An 18,773-nucleotide genomic window follows, 5' to 3' on the forward strand; every position below is an offset into this window, starting at 1 on the left:
GGGGGGCGGGGTGTTTGTGGGGGGGGGGGGTCTCGCCCGCGTTATGGGGGGGCGGGCCCGGCGGGGGGGGGGCGGGGTGGGGCAGTGGAGAGGCGGGGCAGCCTGCTCCCACACAAGCTTTGCTCCCACAGCCCAAGCGGGAGCAAGCTCCCTCGCCACAAAAGCCCGTACGTCGCAGGAAGGGTTGCATCAGGGCTCTCGGCGGCGCGTTTCAGCGACCATGAGCGCCTGTTTCGGTGAAGTGTTCAGATACGGATTGGCACAACCGATCTTCAACGTCCGTGGCGGTGCCCAGTGGGAGTTGTTGCCCACGCGGTCGAGGATGCAATAAGTCACTTCCAGGCGCAGGTCTTCTCCCGCTTCCAGAATGATCTGCGGCGGGACCCAGATATTGATCGGCTGGCCGACCTCGCTGGCGGTGAGCGCAGGCAGGTCCATGCGCACGTCGCCCCAGCGCAGGGTCACGGCGTCGCCGGCGGCCATGTTCAGGTAGGGCTCGATGGTCAGCGGTACGCCACGTTTGATCTGGTTCGGGTTCACTCCTTGGCGTCGGATGGTGGCGGGAATGCGCACCGGCGCCAGGCCTTGGTTTTCATCGCCGCTCAAGGCCGAGGGCTGGCCGCCGGGACAGTCGAGCTTGACCTGCACCCGTTGCTTGGTTGACAGCGCCGGCCCGCGACCAACCTGCATCACCCGATAATGGATGCGCGAGGTCCCGTTGACGATGAAACTCTCCGGGATGCGCATCGTGATGCCGTCCAGCACGTCGGCCTGTGAGAGCACGCGCGAGCCGACGTAGCAGTTGTCCCAGAACAATTCGATCAGGTCACCCGCGTCCATGCCGGGGTAAGGTGCGATGACAACTTCCAGGTGAGCGGCGCTGGCGATGTTGATGCCCGCAGGGTGGGCATTGGCCAGGGTCGGGGCGGCCAGTTCGGGACTCTTCGACTTACATGTCATGGTGTTCTCCTTGATGCGTGAAAACTAAGTCCGTTTCAGAAAGATCAAAGGCGACGGATAATGCGGCCTATTTTATTTAGGCAGTTATATGGGCTGTCTGCGCTAAATCATTGCGCAACTAAAGTCATGTACGTCGCCTGTCGGGCACTAGATAAGGGCTCTATAGTTTCAGTGTCAATAGAGTGGGCTGCGTAATAACTCATTGTGAAAGGCTTCAGAAACGTCCTACGCTTGTCTGTTAAGAATACTCGGCGCCACAGGTCGTTTTCCCAGGCTTCCCGGTATTTGAAACGCTATAAATAGTTGAGGAGGATGGTGAGGCAGAAGTTACAAGTTGTGTCGTTTGTATGAAGTGAGTAGCGATGATGTGTTAGTTGTGTAATGGCATGACTTCCATCCCTGGAAGTGATGCACGCTTACTTACTGATCGCCGTGTCCGGCAGAAAGGAACTTGCTGAGGAACTGTCGCGTGCGTTCTTCCTTGGGCGCTGCAAACAAGGCTTTGGCTTCGCCTTGTTCGACGATCACGCCTTTGTCGAAAAACACCACGCGGTTGGCCACGTCCCGGGCGAAGCCCATTTCGTGGGTCACAATGACCATGGTGCGTTTTTCTTCGGCCAGGCCGCGAATGGTTGCCAGGACTTCGCCCACCAGTTCCGGATCGAGGGCCGAGGTCGGCTCGTCGAACAGGATCACCGCCGGTTCCATCGCCAACGCCCGGGCAATCGCCACACGCTGTTGCTGGCCGCCGGAAAGGCGCCGTGGGTAGGCGTCCTCCTTGCCGGCCAGCCCGACCTTGGCCAAGAGCTTGCGCCCCAGGGCTTCGGCGTCGGCACGGGGGACTTTCTTCACCACCTGCGGGCCTTCGGTGACATTTTCCAAGGCGGTGCGATGGGGAAACAGGTTGAAGTTCTGGAACACGAAGCCTACCTGCTGGCGCAAACGGCGCACCAGGCCCTGTTGCTGGTTCAGCGGGCGGCTGCCATCGATTTCGATGTCGCCGACCTTGATCCGGCCGCTGGTAGGCTCTTCGAGGAAGTTCAGGCAGCGCAGGAACGTGGTCTTGCCCGAGCCGCTGGGGCCGATGATCGCAACCACTTCACCTTCTTGGATCTTCAGGTCGATGCCGTTGAGCACCACCTGACCCTTGAACTGCTTTGTCAGTTTTTCCACGACAATCATGGGTCAGGACTCCTGGTCGTGCCGATTGACCCGGGCTTCCAATACGTTCTGCAGGTGCGAGAGCACCGTGGCAAGAACCCAGTAGATCAGCGCGGCGGCAAGGTACATGGTGAAGATTTCGAAGGTTCGCGCGGTGATCAACTGCGCCTGGCGGAACAGCTCCGGTACCTGAATGGTCGCCGCCAGTGCGGTGTCCTTGACCAGGGAAATGAAGCTGTTGCCCAGCGGTGGCAGGGCCGTGCGTGCGGCTTGCGGCAGGATGGCCCGGCGCAGGGTCTGCGCGCGGGTCATGCCGATACTCGCCGCGGCTTCCCACTGGCCGCGCTCGATGGAACTGATGGCGGCCCGCAGGATTTCACACGCATAGGCAGCCATGTTCAGCGAGAAACCGATAAGGGCCGCCGGCAGTGGGTCAAGTTCGAGGCCCAATTGCGGCAGTCCGTAGTAGATCAGGAATAATTGCACCAGCAATGGCGTGCCGCGAAAGAACGACACGTACATGCGGGCGATCCAGTTGATCACCTTGAGACGCGACAGGCGCATCAGCGCCAGGCCGAACCCCAGCAGCAAGCCGAAGAACATGCCGCCGAGGCTGAGGATGACCGTGTAGTACGCGCCCTTGAGCAAGAAGGGCGCGGAGTCCAGTGCGAGTTGAAGTGCTGCTTCCATTATTGGGTGACGTCAGCGTCGAAATATTTTTCCGAGAGTTTTTTCAGCGTACCGTCGGCGCGAAGTTTTTCGATGGCTTTGTTCACGGCGGCCAGCAGCTCAGGCTCGCCTTTGCGCAGGGCAATACCGGATTCCTGGCGAGAGAAGGCTTCGCCAGCGGCCGTCGTGTCCTTGGCTTTCTTGGCGTATTCCAGCGCGGCCAGGCGATCGATCAGGATGGCGTCAATGCGGCCTACGCGCAGATCCTGGAACTTGGTCGGGTCATCTTCGTAGGTGCGCACATCGGCGGTGGGTACGTTGGCTTTGACCCACTGTTCGTAATTGGTGCCCAAGCCAACGCCGACCTTTTTACCGCCTAGGTCAGCAGCCGATTTGATGTTCAGATCGGCTGCTTTCTTGGTCAGGACCAGCGCTTGAATCCCGGAAACGGTGTACGGCTCGGAGAAATCGTATTTTTTCTTACGTTCCTCGGAGATGGTAACTTGGTTGACCACAGCGTCCAGACGCTTGGATTCCAGGGCCGCGAGAATGCCCGCCCATGGGGTGGTCTGCAGCTTGACCTTCACACCCAGCTCCTTGGCCAGGGCTTCGGAAAACTCCACTTCGAAACCGGTCAGCTTTCCTTGCTCATCCACGAAACTGAACGGTGGATAAGTGCCTTCCAGGCCGATCTTGATTTCACCGGCATCCTTGATTTTCTGCAGTTGCTCACCGGCAACCGCCTGCCCCAATAGGCCGGCGCTCAATGCCAGGCCCAGCGAACCCACCAACAGGTTGCGACGTAATGCGGAAAAATTCATGACAAGCCCCTGTGTTTTCTTATGAAGAGGTTATTTTGGCTGAGATAAGGCGTAGCCGCGATCCGAAAAGATTGCCACATCCTGCCTTAAAGCAGCTTGGGCGTCTCGCGGCAAATGCGCCTGCGGCGAGACTATAGGGTGGCTTCTATAGATTGGAAAATAATATTAAATCAGCCAAATATTCCAATATGTAATGGAAGTCTCCTGTGGGAGCGAGCCTGCTCGCGATGGTCTGTCAGCTAAATTAATCTTGGCTGATCCACCGCTATCGCGAGCAGGCTCGCTCCCACATGGAGGTTTCCCCAACACCTCAGAACGCCGCGCTGTAGGCAAACAGCGCCGGTGCGCCGCCGGTGTGCAGGAAAATGATCGGGCCTTCGTCGAAACGGTTGCGACCCATGCCGTCGAGCAGGCCGGCCATGGCCTTGCCGGTGTAGACCGGATCGAGCAACAGCCCTTCCTGGCTGGCCAGCAGCTTGATCGCCGCCAGTGTCCCGGCGTTCGGTTCGCCGTAGCGGGGGGCGAAATATTCGTCCCACAGGTTCACTTTGAACGCCTCTGGCAGGGCGACTCCGAGCAACGCGGCCGTGCGCTCGGCCAGGCCCTGGACCTTTGGAAACTGGTCTTCCTCGCTGCGTGAAACCGTGACGCCAATGACCGGAAGCGCCGGCAGGCTTTCACTCAAGGCCAACGCCAGGCCACTGTGGGTCCCGGCACTGCCCGAAGCCAGTACCACGGCGGCGAATTCGACTCCGGTGTCCTTGATCTGCTCGGCCAGTTCCAGGCCGGCGCGTACATAACCCAGCGCACCCAAGGCGTTCGAACCACCAATCGGCACCAGGTAGGGTTTTTTTCCATTGCTGCGCAGGCGACTGGCGAGTGCCTGCAATTGCTCATCGGCGTTGTCCAGGTTCGCCACCAATTCGACCTTGGCGTCGAACAGCTCCAGCAGCAGCCGGTTGCCGTTGCCCAAGTAATTGCTGTCTTCGGTGCCGATGGGGTTTTCCAGCAAGGCCACGCAACCCAGGCCGAGCTTCGCGGCCAGGGCGGCGGTCTGGCGTACGTGGTTGGATTGGATTGCGCCGGCGGTGATGAGGGTGTCGGCGCCCTGGGCGATGGCATCGGCGGCCAGGTATTCGAGCTTGCGTAGTTTGTTGCCGCCCAAGGCCAGGGGCGTCAGGTCGTCGCGCTTGATATAGAGGTCGCGGCCGAGCCAGGTGGAGAGGCGGTCGAGTTTTTCCAGCGGTGTCGGATGACCGAGCAGGTCGAGACGATTAAAGCGAGACAGCTGTTGTTTGATCATGGGTCCGTACTGGTTGTAGGCGATGCCTGGACTATAGGCATGCGGATATTCAGGGGCAACCGGCATGTTTGTGTCCGAGCGTGGGTCTGGCGACACCGCCGCCGGTTTGTCTTGTTGCCGGACCTGTGGGGGCGGGCTGGTTTAGAGAACGGTACACGTCCCGTGGCGAGGGAGCTTGCTCCCGCTGGGGCGCGTAGCGGCCCCAAAAAGCGATGAGTGCTTTGCACTCAAGCGGGAGCAAGCTCCCTCGCCACAAAAGCCATCACGCCATGAATCAGCCGACAACAAACACTGTGGGAGCGAGCTTGCTCGCGATAGCGGCATATCAGTAAATAAATTTGCCGGCTGAACCACCGCTATCGCGAGCAAGCTCGCTCCCACAGGGTCTCTGTTTGGCTGGACATATGTCTTTGAACGCTGAACGAATGCTCCCCAGGCACCGTCATACCCACCCGTAGGCTAACGTAGGAAACATGCCGTTTAGCCCTGCGATTAGTCCTTAGCTGCCTATTCATGTTTAAATTGAACGTTCATTCAAGTTAAACCGTCGGTTTGCTGCCCGCTCACAACAGGAGGCTTGCCTTTGCCGAGTCCGTATTTCACTGTCGCCCTTTCGCTTCCCGAGGTGCTTGGTTCATGAGCGCTTCGTCCCTTCCACCCAGCGGCCTGGTCCGCATGAACCCGCCGGTCTTTTACTTCGCCGCGACTTTCATTCTGCTGTTCGGCCTGGTGGTCATTGCCATGCCCGCCCAGGCCGGCGCCTGGTTGCTGGCGGCGCAGAACTGGGCGGCCAATACGGTCGGCTGGTACTACATGCTGGCGATGACGCTGTATCTGGTCTTCGTGGTGGTCACCGCCTTGTCCGGCTACGGCAAGATCAAGCTCGGTGCCGACCACGACGAGCCCGAATTCAGTTATCTGTCCTGGGCCGGCATGCTGTTCGCCGCCGGCATCAGCATCACGCTGTTTTTCTTCTGCGTGTCCGAGCCGCTGACTCACATGGTGCAGCCCCCCCAGGGTGAAGCCGGTACCGCGGAGGCCGCGCGCCAGGCCATGCAGATCCTGTTTTTGCACTGGGGGCTGCACGGTTGGGGCGTTTTTGCGTTCGTCGGCATGGCCCTGGCGTACTTCGCCTACCGGCACAATTTGCCGCTGGCCCTGCGCTCGGCGCTTTACCCGCTGATCGGCAAGCGCATCAACGGTCCCATCGGTTACGCCGTGGACGGCTTCGGCATTATCGCCACGGTGTTTGGTCTCGGCGCGGACATGGGTTTTGGTGTGCTGCACCTCAACTCCGGGCTCGACTACCTGTTCGGCATCGCCCATACCCAGTGGATTCAAGTCGGCTTGATCGTGTTGATGATGGGCGCGGCGATCATCGTCGCGGTGGCCGGCGTCGACAAGGGCGTGCGGGTCATGTCCGACATCAACATGCTGCTGGCCTGCGCGTTGTTGCTGTTCGTGTTGTTCGCCGGGCCCACTCAGCATTTGCTCAACACCTTGATCCAGAACATCGGCGATTACCTCGGCGCCCTGCCGATGAAGAGTTTCGACCTGTACGCCTACAACGAACCCGGCGACTGGCTGGGTGGCTGGACGGTGTTCTACTGGGCCTGGTGGATCGCGTGGTCGCCGTTCGTGGGGCTGTTCATCGCGCGGATTTCCCGTGGCCGCACCATCCGGGAATTTGTCTTTGGCGTGCTGCTGATCCCCCTGGGTTTCACCCTGGCGTGGATGTCGATCTTCGGTAACAGCGCCATCGACCAGGTGCTCAACCACGGCATGAGCGCCCTGGGCATGTCCGCCTTGGAAAATCCGTCGATGAGCCTTTACCTGCTGCTGGAAACCTACCCCTGGAGCAAGACTGTCATCGCGGTCACGGTGTTCATCAGCTTCGTGTTTTTCGTCACGTCCGCCGATTCGGGCACGGTGGTGCTTTCGACGCTGTCGGCCAAGGGCGGCAATCCCGATGAGGACGGGCCGAAATGGCTGCGGGTGTTCTGGGGCGCGATGACCGCCCTGGTGACCAGTGCGTTGTTGTTCTCCGGCAGCATCGATGCCTTGAAGTCGGCGGTGGTGCTGACGTCCCTGCCGTTCTCGCTGATTCTCTTGCTGATGATGTGGGGCCTGCACAAGGCGTTCTACCTGGAATCCCAGAAGCAGATCGCGCAATTGCATTCCTTGGCACCGGTCTCGGGTTCACGTCGGGGCACGGGCGGCTGGCGTCAACGCTTGAGCCAGGCGGTGCATTTTCCGTCCCGTGATGAGGTGTACCGTTTCCTCGACACCACGGTGCGCCCGGCCATTGAGGAGGTGACGGCGGTGTTCGTCGAAAAGGGCCTGACCGTGGTGACCCAGCCCGACCCGGCCAACGACAGCGTCAGCCTGGAGATTGGCCATGGCGAGCAGCATCCGTTCATCTATCAGGTGCAGATGCGCGGCTACTTCACGCCGTCCTTCGCCCGTGGCGGCATGGGGTCCAAGCAATTGAACAACCGCCGTTACTACCGCGCCGAGGTGCACTTGAGCGAAGGCAGTCAGGATTACGACCTGGTGGGCTACACCAAGGAGCAAGTCATCAACGACATCCTCGACCAGTACGAGCGGCACCTGCAGTTCCTGCATTTGGTGCGGTGACCCAAAGGGACCGCAGTGCCTAATGCCTGTCAGTTAAGTAGAGGCCACAGGCAAACATACAAACTGTGGCGAGGGAGCTTGCTCCCGCTGGGCTGCGTAGCAGCCCTAAAAACAGGGCCGCTTCGCGACCCAGCGGGAGCAAGCTCCCTCGCCACAGAACTAAGCCTCAAACCAGCCCACCGTTGGCCCGCAAGATCTGCCCATTCACCCACCCAGCGGCCGGGCTCACCAGGAACGCGATGATGCTGGCAATGTCCTGCGGCTGGCCGAGTCGCTCCAAGGGCGGCATCTTGGCGTAGTGCTGCACCTGTTCTTCGCTCTTGCCGTGCATGAACAACTCAGTGGCGACCGGCCCAGGGGCCACGGCATTGACCGTGATCTGGCGACCGCGCAGTTCCTTGGCAAATACCTGGGTCAAGGATTCCACCGCCGCCTTGCTGGCGATGTACACCGAGTAGCCGGGCAGGTTCAGGCCTACGGTGCTGCTGGAAAAATTCACGATCCGGCCACCGTCGTTCAGACGGGTCGCGGCTTCGCGCAGGGTGTTGAAGGTGCCCCGGGTGTTAATGGCGAATGTCTGGTCGAACAGCTCGTCGCTGTGCTGCGCCAGGGGCATCACTTGGAGGATGCCGGCGTTGTTGATCAACACATCGACCTTGCCCAGCTGCGCTTCGGTCTCATCGAACAGCCGCCGCACATCGGCGGCCGAGGATACGTCGGCCTTGACCGCTATGGCTTGGTGGCCGCTCTGGCGCAATTGCACCACCAACTTGGACGCTTCGCTGGCGCTGTTGGCGTAATTGACGACGACGGCAAAACCGTCGTGGGCCAGTTGCTTGGCGATTTCGGCACCGATGCCGCGGGAGGCGCCGGTCACGATGGCAACTTTTTTCGAGTTTTGAACAGTCATGTGCGGATCCTTTGATGTTGAGGCGTGAGCCGTTGAAGCCAGATTCACATGTTTACTCTTGGCGATAAATGCCGGAAAGTTGCCTTGACTGTTCAATATTTTCCAACAATCAGAGCGCAGGATTCAGATGGATCAGGTCAAGGCAATGAGGGTGTTTGTCCGCATCTACGAGCGCAGCAGTTTCACCCTGGCCGCTGAAGACTTGAACATGCCCCGGGCCACGCTGACCCATACGCTCAACCAGTTCGAAGCCTGGCTGGGGGTTCGTTTGCTGGAGCGCAGCACGCGCAAAGTGCGTCCGACGCTCGATGGCGAGGCCTATTACCCACGCTGCGTGCAATTGCTGGCGGAGCTGGAGGAAGCCGAACTGGCTTTTCGCGGTGTGGCGCCCAAGGGCAAGCTGAGGGTGGACCTGCACGGAACCCAGGCACGCTATTTCGTGATTCCGGCACTGCCACAATTCATGGCTCGCTACCCCGACATAGAACTGTTCATCAGTGAGGCGGACCGTTTCGTCGACCTGATCGCCGAAGGCGTCGATTGCGTGCTGCGCTCCGGTTCGCTGGCGGACTCCTCATTGGTCGGCCGGCGTGTCGCCAATCTTCGGCAGATCACCTGTGCCAGTCCCGGTTACCTGCGCCAGTACGGCGAACCGAAAAGCCTCGATGACTTGAAACATCACCGGGCAGTGAATTACGTCTCGCGGACCACCGCCAAGCTCTATCCGTTTGAATTCATGGTCGATGGCGAGCTCAGGGAGGTGCCGATCGGAGGCACGTTGTCGGTGTCCGGTGCCGAAATCTACGCCGCTTCGGCCATCGCCGGCCTGGGCCTGATCCAATGCCCGCACTACCGAATGGAAGAGCCGATCCGGCAGGGCCTGATGCAGGAAGTCCTCACCGCCACCCCACCACCGTCCATGCCGGTGTCGGTGCTCTATCCGCACAACCGACTCATGTCGCCGCGGGTTCGCGTATTCGTCGATTGGGTGGCGGAGGTGTTTGCACAGGCGCGATGACCGAGTGGTGGGGGGGCGGTGCATTGGTTGGGGAGTTGAGCTAATATTTTTCCGAGTGTGTATCGTGTGTACCGAAGCCGTATTTCGCAGCTAGAATTTTCCGGCAGAGCTGTCGAATAAGGCAAAGGTGATGCGAAGTCGGGAAATGATCAGGAAGATCGAAGAGGACGGTTGGTATCTGGTGGCAGTCAAGGGTAGCCACCATCAATACAAGCACTCCATCAAGGCTGGAAGGGTGACGATCAAGCACCCTGACGCCGATCTGCCCAGAGGCACGATCAATAGCATATTGAAACAGGCGGGCCTGAAATGAAGCCCATGACCGATTACGAAATCCCCACCGGGGATGCATTGTTATCAGACCGGTTGCTGCGGTTGCCGGATCTGGAGGAAGGATTCGTTCACATGAAATTTCCGGTCGTTCTGCACAAGGATGCCGATTCCGAATACGGAGTGACGGTCCCGGATGTACCGGGTTGTTTCTCTGCAGGCAGTACCGTGAGCCAGGCATTCGAAAATGTGAAGGAAGCGCTCTCGCTGCATTATGAAGGGCTGATAGCCGACGGTGAACCGCTGCCGCAGATCCGTGAAATTGACGATCATCTCGACGATCCGCAATACGCCGGCGGGATATGGGGGGTGGTTGAGTTCGATGTCACGCCCTATTTCGGAAAATCAGTGCGGTTCAACGCAACGCTGCCCGAGCAATTGCTTGAGCGTATCGATCAAACCGTGCGACGGGACCAGCGTTATAGCTCGCGTTCGGGTTTCCTGGCAGCGGCGGCCTTGCGCGAACTTTCCGCCTGACCGAGGCGTCTGTGAAATGTTAGCTTCTGCCTCCAGCCGTCCGAACAGAGAGCCTTTTCGATGACCTACACCGCTGCGCAAAACCGCTACGAGTCCATTCCTTACCGCCGCGTCGGGCGCAGCGGGCTGGTGCTGCCGGCGTTGTCGTTGGGGTTGTGGCACAACTTTGGCGACAGTACCCCCATCGACACCCAACGCGCCTTGCTGCGCACGGCGTTCGACCTGGGCATCAACCACTTCGACCTGGCCAACAACTACGGCCCGCCCTACGGCAGCGCCGAGATCAATTTCGGTCGCTTGCTGCGCGAAGATTTCAAGCAGTACCGCGATGAGTTGATCATCTCCAGCAAGGCCGGTTGGGACATGTGGCCGGGGCCTTACGGCCAGGGCGGGGGCTCGCGCAAATACGTGCTGGCCAGCCTCGACCAGAGCCTGCAGCGCCTGGGGCTGGACTATGTGGATATCTTTTATTCCCACCGTTTCGACCCCGATACGCCCCTGGAAGAAACCGCCAGTGCCCTGGCCACAGCGGTGCAGCAGGGCAAGGCTTTGTATATCGGCATATCTTCGTATTCCGGGGTGAAGACCCGGGAAATGGCAGCGTTGCTCAAGGAGTGGAAAGTCCCGTTGCTGATTCACCAGCCGGCCTACAACCTGCTCAACCGCTGGGTGGAAAAAGACCTGCTGGATGCCACCGAGGAGTTGGGTACGGGTGTGATCGCCTTCACGCCACTGGCCCAAGGCCTGTTGACCGACAAATACCTCAAGGGTGTTCCGACCGATGCGCGGGTCAACCGTCCGGGGGGCGGTTCGCTGCAGGCTTCGCACTTGTCGGAGGAAAATCTCGCCCATGTGCGGGCGCTCAATGAGATCGCCCAGCGACGCGGCCAGAGCCTGGCCCAGATGGCCCTGGCCTGGACTTTGCGCGACCCACGGATCACCTCCGCCCTGATCGGCGCCAGTCGGCCGGAGCAGATCATCGAGAACGTCGCGGCGTTGCAGAACCTGAACTTCAGCGCTGACGAACTGGCCGAGATCGACCGGTTTGCCCAGGAAGGCGGGATCAATCTTTGGGAGAAGCCTTCGTCGGCTGAGTAACGCAAGTAGGGTGCACACAAATCCCTGTGGCGAGGGAGCTTGCTCCCGCTGGGCCTGTAGGAGCTGTCGAGCGAAGCGAGGCTGCGATCTTTCCCCGGGCACTTGAGTCTCAAGGGAAAGATCAAAAGATCGTCCGAACGCGGCCCGAACCTTCGGCAGCTCCTACAGCGCAGTCCAGCGGGAGCAAGCTCCCTCGCCACAAAAGCGTTCTCGCCCTCAGGGATTCAGTTACTGATCGCCAGGATGCTCGCCTGATACGAACCTACGAACACGTCGAAATCACCCACCTCGTTCTGCTCCAGCTCGGCCTGCTGGACCATTGATTGCCGGGCGGTTTCCTCGAACGCCGCCTGCTCCTGGGCAGGCAACGGCTCGGCGCGGAAGAATTCGGCGTGGGCCTTGCTTTGGCGCAGGGAGAACTGGGCGAAGCTTTCCTGGTGTTCGGCCATGGCGGCCAGCACTTGGGCGGAAGGGGTCAAGGATGGATCGCGGACTTTCGCCAGTTGCGCGTCCAGGGCTTGGTGGTGGGCATCGCCACCTTGGCTCTGGTCTAGCAACGAGGCCAGCGGGGCGATTTTTTCCAGCAATTCGACGGCCCAGGCCTGCATGTCCACCGCTTGGCCCTGACGCTGCAATTGCAGGCCAGGCTTGCGGCCTTCCTTGACCACGGTCAGGAAGTTGCTGGTGGCGTTGCTGCATTCGTTATTTTCCAGCTGCGGGCTGTCATTGAGGCCGCAATACAGCAGGAACGCATCGAGGAAGCGCGACTCGGTGAGGTCGATGCCCATCGGCAGGAACGGGTTGATGTCCAGGCAACGCACTTCGACGTACTGGATACCCCGGGCCATCAAGGCCTGGATCGGCCGCTCGCCGGTGTAGGTCACGCGTTTAGGCCGGATGTTGGAGTAGTACTCGTTTTCGATCTGCAGGATGTTGGTGTTGAGCTGCACCCACTCGCCGTCCTGGTGCGTGCCGACTTCGACGTACGGCGCGTAGGGCGTCGCCACCGCTTTGCGCAGGCTGTCGGTGTAGCTCGCCAGGTCGTTGTAGCACGGCGTGAGGCCAGCCTGGGCGTTGCTCTGGTAACCCAGGTCGCTCATGCGCAGGCTGGTGGCGTAGGGCAGGTACAAGGTGTCCGGATCCAACTGCTCCAACTGGTGCGGACGACCCCGCAGGAAACCGACGTCCAGGGCCGGCGAGGCGCCGAACAGATACATCAGCAACCAGCTGTAGCGGCGGAAATTACGGATCAGCGCGATGTAGGCGGACGACTGGAAGTCCCGGTCGCTCATGTCGGCGGCTTCGTCCTGCCGGAGCAGCGGCCAGAGTTTTTCCGGCAGGGAAAAATTGTAGTGGATCCCGGCAATGCACTGCATGGTCTTGCCGTAGCGCAGGGCGAGGCCCTGGCGATAGACGTACTTGAGCCGGCCGATGTTCGAGGTGCCGTAATACGCGATCGGAATGTCTTCTTCCGCCGGCAGCGGGCACGGCATCGACGGGCTCCACAAGTATTCGTCGCCGAGTTTGCTGTAGGCGAACCGGTGGATCTTGTCGAGGCTGCGCAGGGTATCGGCCGGGTTGGCCAGGGCCGGCGTGATGAACTCCAGCAGCGACTCGGAATAGTCGGTGGTGATCTGTTCGTTGGTCAGCGCCGATCCTAGGGCCTTGGGATGCGGGGTCTGCGCCAAGTGCCCATCGCCAGTGACGCGCAGGCATTCACGCTCGATGCCGTGCAGGCACTGTTCGAGCAGGGAGAGGTTGGCGCGCTCGCCGAGCAGGGCCAGGCGGCGGTTTAAAAGGTCGCTCAAGTTGAATTCCTTCACGCGTCAGTCGCCCCAATATGGGGGTGGGCAAGACGGTCTACAAGGGTGAAGTTAAAACTGGCGTTTTCGCCTGGTTTTTGTGCGGCCAAAGACAATCATCACACCCCCTGTGGGAGCGAGCCTGCTCGCGATAGCGGTCTGTCAGTCAACATTGCAGTCGCCTGACACACCGCCTTCGCGAGCAAGACCGCTCCCACAGAGAAATTTCGGTACGGCATTCATGGCGTCGAAATTACCGCAAATCGATGACAGGGAGCTATAGGACAGCGAACGTGCCTTGCGCTTTTGCGACCAGTTTGTCGCCTTGCATCACTTCGGCCTCGACCACCAGTGTGCGCCGGCCGGGATGAATGACCCGGGCGGTGCACAACACGTCGCCGTCGGACACGGCGCGAATGTAATTGATCTTGCATTCGATGGTCGCGCTCTGCTGGTCAAAGCCATGGACACTGGAGCAGGCCAGTCCCATGGCAATGTCCACCAGGCTGAACAGCGCGCCGCCGTGCAGCTTGCCGCCGCGGTTGCGCAGCGGCGGCTCGAGGCTCAGGGCGACTTGCGCCACCCCGTCCCCAAGGCTGTGCAGACGGCAGCCGAGCAGCTTGAAGAACGCGCTCTCCACCAACCCGGCCGGTGTGTCCATCAGCGTTTCTTCAACTGCTTGGCGTTGGCGAACAACGAAGCCATGGCGTTGTTGGCCGGAGCTGCGGTGGCGGTTTCCTTGCGTGGCGCGGTGTTTTGCGACTGGCGTGGCGTCGAACCGGGACGCGCACCACGGGCACCGTCGACTTTCTCTCCCGGCGTGTCGCTCATGCGCATCGACAGGCCGACGCGTTTGCGCGGGATGTCGACTTCCATGACTTTCACTTTCACCACATCACCGGCCTTCACCGCTTCGCGCGGGTCCTTGATGAACTTCTCGGACAAGGCCGAGATGTGTACCAAGCCGTCCTGGTGCACACCGATGTCGACAAAGGCACCGAAGTTGGTGACGTTGGTCACCACGCCCTCGAGGATCATGCCCGGTTGCAGGTCCTTGAGGTCTTCGACGCCGTCCTGGAACTCGGCGGTCTTGAACTCGGGGCGCGGGTCGCGGCCCGGTTTTTCCAGTTCCTGAAGGATGTCGGTGACGGTGGGCAGGCCAAAGGTTTCGTCGGTGAATTTTTTCGGATCCAGGCGCTTGAGAAACCCGGTGTCACCGATCAGCGAGCGGATGTCGCGGTCGGTCTGGGCGGCGATACGCTGCACCAGAGGGTAGGCCTCAGGGTGAACGGCCGACGAATCCAGCGGATTGTCGCCATTCATGACGCGCAGGAAACCGGCGGCCTGTTCGAAGGTTTTCTCGCCCAGGCGTGGGACCTTCTTCAGCGCGGCGCGGGTCTTGAACGCACCGTGTTCGTCACGGTGGGTGACGATGTTCTGCGCCAGCGTGGCGTTCAGGCCGGAAATACGCGCCAGCAGCGCCACCGAAGCGGTGTTCACGTCCACGCCCACGGCGTTCACGCAATCCTCCACCACGGCGTCCAGGCCACGGGCCAGCTTCAACTGGGAAACGTCATGCTGATACTGGCCGACGCCGATGGATTTAGGGTCGATCTTCACCAATTCCGCCAGCGGGTCCTGCAGGCGACGGGCGATGGACACCGCGCCACGGATCGATACGTCCAGGTCGGGGAATTCCTTGGAGGCCAGTTCCGATGCCGAGTAAACCGACGCGCCGGCCTCGGAGACCATGACCTTGGTCATCTTCATGGCCGGGTATTTCTTGATCAGCTCGGCGGCCAGTTTGTCGGTCTCCCGGCTGGCGGTGCCGTTGCCGATGGCGATCAGGTCCACCGAATGCTTGGCGCACAGGGCGGCGAGTACGGCGAGGGTCTGGTCCCACTTGTTGTGCGGCACGTGCGGGTAGACCGTGGCGTGGTCCAGCAGTTTGCCGGTGGAATCCACTACGGCCACCTTGCAACCGGTGCGCAGGCCCGGGTCAAGGCCCAGGGTGGCGCGCGGCCCGGCCGGTGCCGCCAGCAGCAGGTCATGCAGGTTGTGGGCGAAGACGTTGATCGCCTCGGTCTCGGCGTTGTCGCGCAACTCGCCCAGCAGGTCGGTTTCCAGGTGGGTGTAGAGCTTGACCTTCCAGGTCCAGCGCACCACCTCGGCCAGCCATTTGTCGGCGGCGCGATTCTGGTTCTGGATGCCGAACTGCTGGCCGATCATGCCTTCGCACGGGTGCATGGTGCCCGGCAGTTCTTCGCCGACCTTCAGCGCAGAACTGAGGATGCCTTCGTTACGACCACGGAAAATCGCCAGGGCGCGGTGGGACGGCATGCTTTTAAGCGGTTCGTCGTGTTCGAAGTAGTCGCGGAACTTGGCGCCTTCCTCTTCCTTGCCGGCAATCACCCGGGCACTGAGGATGGCTTCCTGTTTGAGGAAGTTGCGCAGCTTTTCCAGCAGGTTGGCGTCTTCGGCGAAACGCTCCATGAGAATGTACTTGGCGCCTTCCAGCGCGGCCTTCACGTCCGCCACGCCTTTTTCGGCATCGACGAAGCGCGCGGCTTCGGTTTCCGGGGCGAGGGTCGGGTCGTTGAACAGACCGTCGGCCAGCTCGCCAAGGCCAGCTTCCAGAGCGATCTGGCCCTTGGTGCGGCGCTTTTGCTTGTAGGGCAGGTACAAGTCTTCGAGACGGGTCTTGGTGTCGGCCAGCTTGATGTCGCGCTCGAGTTGCGGGGTCATCTTGCCCTGTTCCTGGATGCTGGCCAGGATGCTGATACGCCGTTCGTCGAGTTCTCGCAGGTAGCGCAGGCGCTCTTCCAGATGCCGCAATTGGGTGTCATCGAGGCTGCCGGTCACTTCTTTCCGGTAACGGGCGATGAAAGGCACTGTGGAGCCTTCATCGAGTAGCGCGACGGCCGCTTCGACCTGTTGTGGGCGTACGCCGAGTTCCTCGGCGATGCGGCTGTTGATGCTGTCCATAAAACCACCTGACAAATTATGAAATCAGGCTCGCCACCGTAGAAGTCGGGCTTGGCGAGACTGGTTGAGCGGCCTGGCATGCGCCGCTGCCTGGGTCAAAAGGCTGCCTGTTGACCCGCGAAATTCAAAAAGTGCTGCCTGGCCAAGAGAATAAAGCGCGGCGCCGATCCGACGATCCGGTCTGCCCTGGCACAAATGGCCGCGCATTATAACCAGCGTTCCGCTGTTCGGGGGCGTTGTGGAATGTGGCTTTGATGGGAGGTTTGCTGGAGATAGAGGAAAAATCTGCTAACAATGCACACGGTGCGTATAACGGCAGCTAGGCCATAATGCGCGCCGAGATCAAAGGAGCTTCCTATGAGCAGCACTGCACAAACTGCTGAAGGCGAAAAAATTCTGATTGTTGACGACGATCCAGGGCTGAGCAGCCTGCTGGAGCGTTTTTTCGTCAGCAAGGGCTACCGCGCCCGCACCGTCCCGAACACCGAGCAAATGGACCGGTTGCTGGCCCGTGAAGTGTTCAACCTGGTCGTACTCGACCTGATGCTACCCGGCGAAGACGGCCTGACCGCCTGCCGTCGCCTGCGTGGCGCCAACAACCAGATCCCGATCATCATGCTCACCGCCAAGGGTGACGAGCTGAGCCGTATCAAGGGCCTTGAACTGGGCGCCGACGATTACCTGGCCAAGCCGTTCAACCCCGACGAGCTGATGGCCCGCGTCAAGGCGGTGCTGCGTCGCCAGTCGGCGCCGGTGCCGGGTGCGCCGGGCAGCGAAGACGAAAGCGTGACCTTCGGCGACTATGAATTGTCCCTGGCCACCCGCGAACTCAAGCGCGGCGATGAAATCCACATGCTCACCACCGGTGAGTTCGCCGTGCTCAAGGCCCTGGTGATGAACGCCCGCCAGCCGCTGACCCGCGACAAACTGATGAACCTGGCCCGTGGCCGTGAATGGGATGCGCTGGAGCGCTCCATCGACGTGCAGATTTCCCGCCTGCGCCGGATGATCGAGCCCGATCCTTCCAAACCGCGGTACATCCAGACCGTCTGGGGTGTCGGTTACGTGTTCGTACCGGATGGCGCCGCCAGCAAGTGACCGGCGATTTGTAGGAGCGGGTGGCCTGACCGGTTGAAATGTCTTCTTCCAGGCGACTCGCGGTCTGTCATTGTGCGAGCATCGCTCGCTCCTGCAAGTGTGTAGCGGTTATTCATGAAAACCCCCGTTTGGTTCCCCCAAAGTTTTTTCTCCCGCACCCTCTGGCTGGTGCTGATTGTCGTGCTCTTCTCCAAGGCACTGACCTTGGTGTACCTGCTGATGAACGAAGACGTGCTCGTGGATCGGCAGTACAGCCATGGCGTTGCTCTGACCCTGCGGGCTTATTGGGCGGCGGACGAAACCAACCGGGCGAAAATCGCCGAGGCGGCGACGCTGATCCGCGTCGTCGGTGCCGGCGTGCCGGTGGGCGAGCAACACTGGCCCTACAGCGAGATCTATCAACGCCAGATGCAGGCCGAACTGGGCGCCGATACCGAGGTGCGATTGCGCATGCATTCGCCGCCGGCGCTTTGGGTGCGAGCCCCGAGCCTGGGGGATGGCTGGCTGAAGGTGCCGCTGTACCCGCATCCGCTGCGCGGTCAGAAAATCTGGAACGTGCTTGGCTGGTTCCTGGCCATCGGCCTGTTGTCGACAGCGTCGGCGTGGATCTTCGTCAGCCAGCTCAACCAACCGTTGAAGCGCCTGGTCTACGCCGCTCGGCAATTGGGCCAGGGGCGCAGCGTGCGGCTGCCCATCAGCGATACGCCCAGCGAGATGACTGAGGTCTACCGTGCCTTCAACCAGATGGCCGAGGATGTGGAACAGGCCGGGCGCGAGCGTGAGTTGATGCTCGCCGGCGTCTCCCATGACCTGCGCACACCGCTGACCCGGCTACGTTTGTCGCTGGAGTTGATGGGCGAGCACACCGACCTGACCGACGAGATGGTTCGCGACATCGAGGACATGGACGCGATTCTCGACCAGTTCCTGGCGTTCATTCGCGACGGACGTGATGAGTCCGTGGAAGAGGTGGACCTCAGTGAGTTGGTGCGGGAAGTGGTCGCGCCCTATAACCAGAACGACGAGAAAGTTCAGTTGCGCCTGGAGCCGATCCAGCCGTTCCCATTACGCCGGGTGTCGATGAAGCGTCTGCTGAACAACCTGATCGGCAATGCCCTGAACCACGCCGGTGCTGGCGTCGAAGTCGCGGCCTATGTCTCCGGCGACACCAGCGCGCCCTACGTGGTGCTGAGCGTCATGGACCGTGGCGCCGGCATCGATCCCTCGGAGCTGGAAGCCATCTTCAACCCCTTCACCCGAGGCGATCGCGCCCGGGGAGGGAAGGGCACAGGGCTGGGTTTGGCGATCGTCAAGCGCATCGCCTCGATGCACGGCGGCAACGTCGAGCTGCGCAACCGCGCCGGTGGAGGGCTGGAAGCTCGGGTGCGCTTGCCGTTGGGCTTGATGCTGCCTCGGGATGCGGTTTAGAGGCAGCTACGAGTTATAAGCTGCAAGCTGCAAGTTTAAGCGGTTCGGCTTAACGCTTGCAGCTTGCGGCTCGCAG

The 18,773-nt window shown here is 60.9% G+C and carries 16 protein-coding genes; 7 read left to right on the forward strand and 9 right to left on the reverse strand.

What is annotated here, in order from left to right; genetic code table 11:
- Positions 1-189: 189 nt before the first annotated feature.
- The 5 genes from J3361_RS26465 to J3361_RS26485 form a co-directional block, all read right to left on the reverse strand.
- Entirely contained in the window at positions 190-960 is a 771-nt protein-coding gene (locus tag J3361_RS26465; RefSeq protein ID WP_207967029.1) for a hypothetical protein, read from the reverse strand.
- 420 nt (positions 961-1,380) lie between these two features.
- The gene (gene tcyN / locus J3361_RS26470) at positions 1,381-2,142 is read right to left on the reverse strand and encodes an L-cystine ABC transporter ATP-binding protein TcyN (protein ID WP_207967030.1); all 762 of its coding nucleotides are present in this window, start codon (positions 2,140-2,142) and stop codon (positions 1,381-1,383) included.
- A gap of 3 nt (positions 2,143-2,145) precedes the next feature.
- Entirely contained in the window at positions 2,146-2,811 is a 666-nt protein-coding gene (gene tcyL / locus J3361_RS26475; RefSeq protein ID WP_186707314.1) for a cystine ABC transporter permease, read from the reverse strand.
- Positions 2,811-3,611 carry a cystine ABC transporter substrate-binding protein gene (tcyJ, locus tag J3361_RS26480; RefSeq protein ID WP_207967031.1) on the reverse strand — a complete coding sequence of 267 codons (801 nt, stop codon included), beginning with the start codon at positions 3,609-3,611 and terminating at the stop codon, positions 2,811-2,813. The genes tcyL and tcyJ overlap by 1 nt, the downstream gene beginning before the upstream one ends.
- Before the next feature lie 310 nt (positions 3,612-3,921).
- A complete protein-coding gene (locus tag J3361_RS26485; protein ID WP_207967053.1) occupies positions 3,922-4,914 on the reverse strand; it encodes a D-cysteine desulfhydrase in 993 nt (330 codons plus the stop codon).
- A gap of 675 nt (positions 4,915-5,589) precedes the next feature.
- On the opposite strand from J3361_RS26485, the gene betT reads away from it, so the two are divergent.
- Entirely contained in the window at positions 5,590-7,551 is a 1,962-nt protein-coding gene (betT, locus tag J3361_RS26490) for a choline transporter BetT (RefSeq protein ID WP_207967054.1), read from the forward strand.
- Positions 7,552-7,717: 166 nt separating this feature from the next.
- Here the strand turns inward: betT and J3361_RS26495 are convergent, their stop codons facing one another.
- Positions 7,718-8,461: an SDR family oxidoreductase gene (locus J3361_RS26495; RefSeq protein ID WP_207967032.1), complete on the reverse strand. Its 744-nt coding sequence runs from the start codon at positions 8,459-8,461 to the stop codon at positions 7,718-7,720.
- Between the two features lie 127 nt (positions 8,462-8,588).
- Between J3361_RS26495 and J3361_RS26500 the strand changes: the two genes are divergently transcribed.
- From J3361_RS26500 to mgrA, 4 genes are all read left to right on the forward strand, one after another.
- On the forward strand, positions 8,589-9,479 hold the full coding sequence (locus J3361_RS26500; RefSeq protein WP_207967033.1) for a LysR family transcriptional regulator: 891 nt from the start codon (positions 8,589-8,591) through the stop codon (positions 9,477-9,479).
- A 130-nt stretch (positions 9,480-9,609) separates the two neighbouring features.
- Positions 9,610-9,792, forward strand: a complete 183-nt coding sequence (locus J3361_RS26505) for a type II toxin-antitoxin system HicA family toxin (protein WP_123345629.1) — start codon at positions 9,610-9,612, stop codon at positions 9,790-9,792.
- Between the two features lie 92 nt (positions 9,793-9,884).
- Positions 9,885-10,286, forward strand: a complete 402-nt coding sequence (locus J3361_RS26510; RefSeq protein ID WP_207967055.1) for a type II toxin-antitoxin system HicB family antitoxin — start codon at positions 9,885-9,887, stop codon at positions 10,284-10,286.
- Positions 10,287-10,346: 60 nt separating this feature from the next.
- On the forward strand, positions 10,347-11,384 hold the full coding sequence (gene mgrA, locus J3361_RS26515; RefSeq protein ID WP_207967034.1) for an L-glyceraldehyde 3-phosphate reductase: 1,038 nt from the start codon (positions 10,347-10,349) through the stop codon (positions 11,382-11,384).
- 224 nt (positions 11,385-11,608) lie between these two features.
- Here the strand turns inward: mgrA and gshA are convergent, their stop codons facing one another.
- From gshA to J3361_RS26530, 3 genes are all read right to left on the reverse strand, one after another.
- Complete coding sequence (gene gshA / locus J3361_RS26520) at positions 11,609-13,192, reverse strand: glutamate--cysteine ligase (protein WP_207967035.1); 1,584 nt, start codon at positions 13,190-13,192, stop codon at positions 11,609-11,611.
- 271 nt (positions 13,193-13,463) lie between these two features.
- Entirely contained in the window at positions 13,464-13,847 is a 384-nt protein-coding gene (locus tag J3361_RS26525) for a PaaI family thioesterase (RefSeq protein ID WP_207967036.1), read from the reverse strand.
- Positions 13,847-16,171 (reverse strand): Tex family protein, encoded by a 2,325-nt coding sequence (locus tag J3361_RS26530; protein WP_207967037.1) that lies wholly within the window; start codon positions 16,169-16,171, stop codon positions 13,847-13,849. The genes J3361_RS26525 and J3361_RS26530 overlap by 1 nt, the downstream gene beginning before the upstream one ends.
- 357 nt (positions 16,172-16,528) lie before the next feature.
- Here J3361_RS26530 and ompR point away from each other — a divergent pair, with 357 nt between their 5' ends.
- Together ompR and J3361_RS26540 are read left to right on the forward strand one after the other, a co-directional pair.
- Positions 16,529-17,269, forward strand: coding sequence for a two-component system response regulator OmpR (gene ompR / locus J3361_RS26535; protein ID WP_025211284.1), 741 nt, complete (start codon positions 16,529-16,531; stop codon positions 17,267-17,269).
- Positions 17,270-17,383: 114 nt separating this feature from the next.
- Positions 17,384-18,697, forward strand: coding sequence for an ATP-binding protein (locus tag J3361_RS26540; protein ID WP_186707303.1), 1,314 nt, complete (start codon positions 17,384-17,386; stop codon positions 18,695-18,697).
- The last annotated feature ends 76 nt before the right edge of the window (positions 18,698-18,773 follow it).

Source organism: Pseudomonas sp. OA65 (assembly GCF_017498305.1).
Classification (GTDB): domain Bacteria; phylum Pseudomonadota; class Gammaproteobacteria; order Pseudomonadales; family Pseudomonadaceae; genus Aquipseudomonas; species Aquipseudomonas zanjanensis.

Excerpts from the sequence above, each read along its gene's own strand:
- J3361_RS26465 (WP_207967029.1), bottom strand. The coding sequence starts at position 960 with ATGACATGTAAGTCGAAGAGTCCCGAACTGGCCGCCCCGACCCTGGCC.
- tcyN (WP_207967030.1), bottom strand. The coding sequence starts at position 2,142 with ATGATTGTCGTGGAAAAACTGACAAAGCAGTTCAAGGGTCAGGTGGTG.
- tcyL (WP_186707314.1), bottom strand. The coding sequence starts at position 2,811 with ATGGAAGCAGCACTTCAACTCGCACTGGACTCCGCGCCCTTCTTGCTC.
- tcyJ (WP_207967031.1), bottom strand. The coding sequence starts at position 3,611 with ATGAATTTTTCCGCATTACGTCGCAACCTGTTGGTGGGTTCGCTGGGC.
- J3361_RS26485 (WP_207967053.1), bottom strand. The coding sequence starts at position 4,914 with ATGATCAAACAACAGCTGTCTCGCTTTAATCGTCTCGACCTGCTCGGT.
- betT (WP_207967054.1), top strand. The coding sequence starts at position 5,590 with ATGAACCCGCCGGTCTTTTACTTCGCCGCGACTTTCATTCTGCTGTTC.
- J3361_RS26495 (WP_207967032.1), bottom strand. The coding sequence starts at position 8,461 with ATGACTGTTCAAAACTCGAAAAAAGTTGCCATCGTGACCGGCGCCTCC.
- J3361_RS26500 (WP_207967033.1), top strand. The coding sequence starts at position 8,589 with ATGGATCAGGTCAAGGCAATGAGGGTGTTTGTCCGCATCTACGAGCGC.
- J3361_RS26505 (WP_123345629.1), top strand. The coding sequence starts at position 9,610 with ATGCGAAGTCGGGAAATGATCAGGAAGATCGAAGAGGACGGTTGGTAT.
- J3361_RS26510 (WP_207967055.1), top strand. The coding sequence starts at position 9,885 with ATGAAATTTCCGGTCGTTCTGCACAAGGATGCCGATTCCGAATACGGA.
- mgrA (WP_207967034.1), top strand. The coding sequence starts at position 10,347 with ATGACCTACACCGCTGCGCAAAACCGCTACGAGTCCATTCCTTACCGC.
- J3361_RS26525 (WP_207967036.1), bottom strand. The coding sequence starts at position 13,847 with ATGGACACACCGGCCGGGTTGGTGGAGAGCGCGTTCTTCAAGCTGCTC.
- J3361_RS26530 (WP_207967037.1), bottom strand. The coding sequence starts at position 16,171 with ATGGACAGCATCAACAGCCGCATCGCCGAGGAACTCGGCGTACGCCCA.
- ompR (WP_025211284.1), top strand. The coding sequence starts at position 16,529 with ATGAGCAGCACTGCACAAACTGCTGAAGGCGAAAAAATTCTGATTGTT.
- J3361_RS26540 (WP_186707303.1), top strand. The coding sequence starts at position 17,384 with ATGAAAACCCCCGTTTGGTTCCCCCAAAGTTTTTTCTCCCGCACCCTC.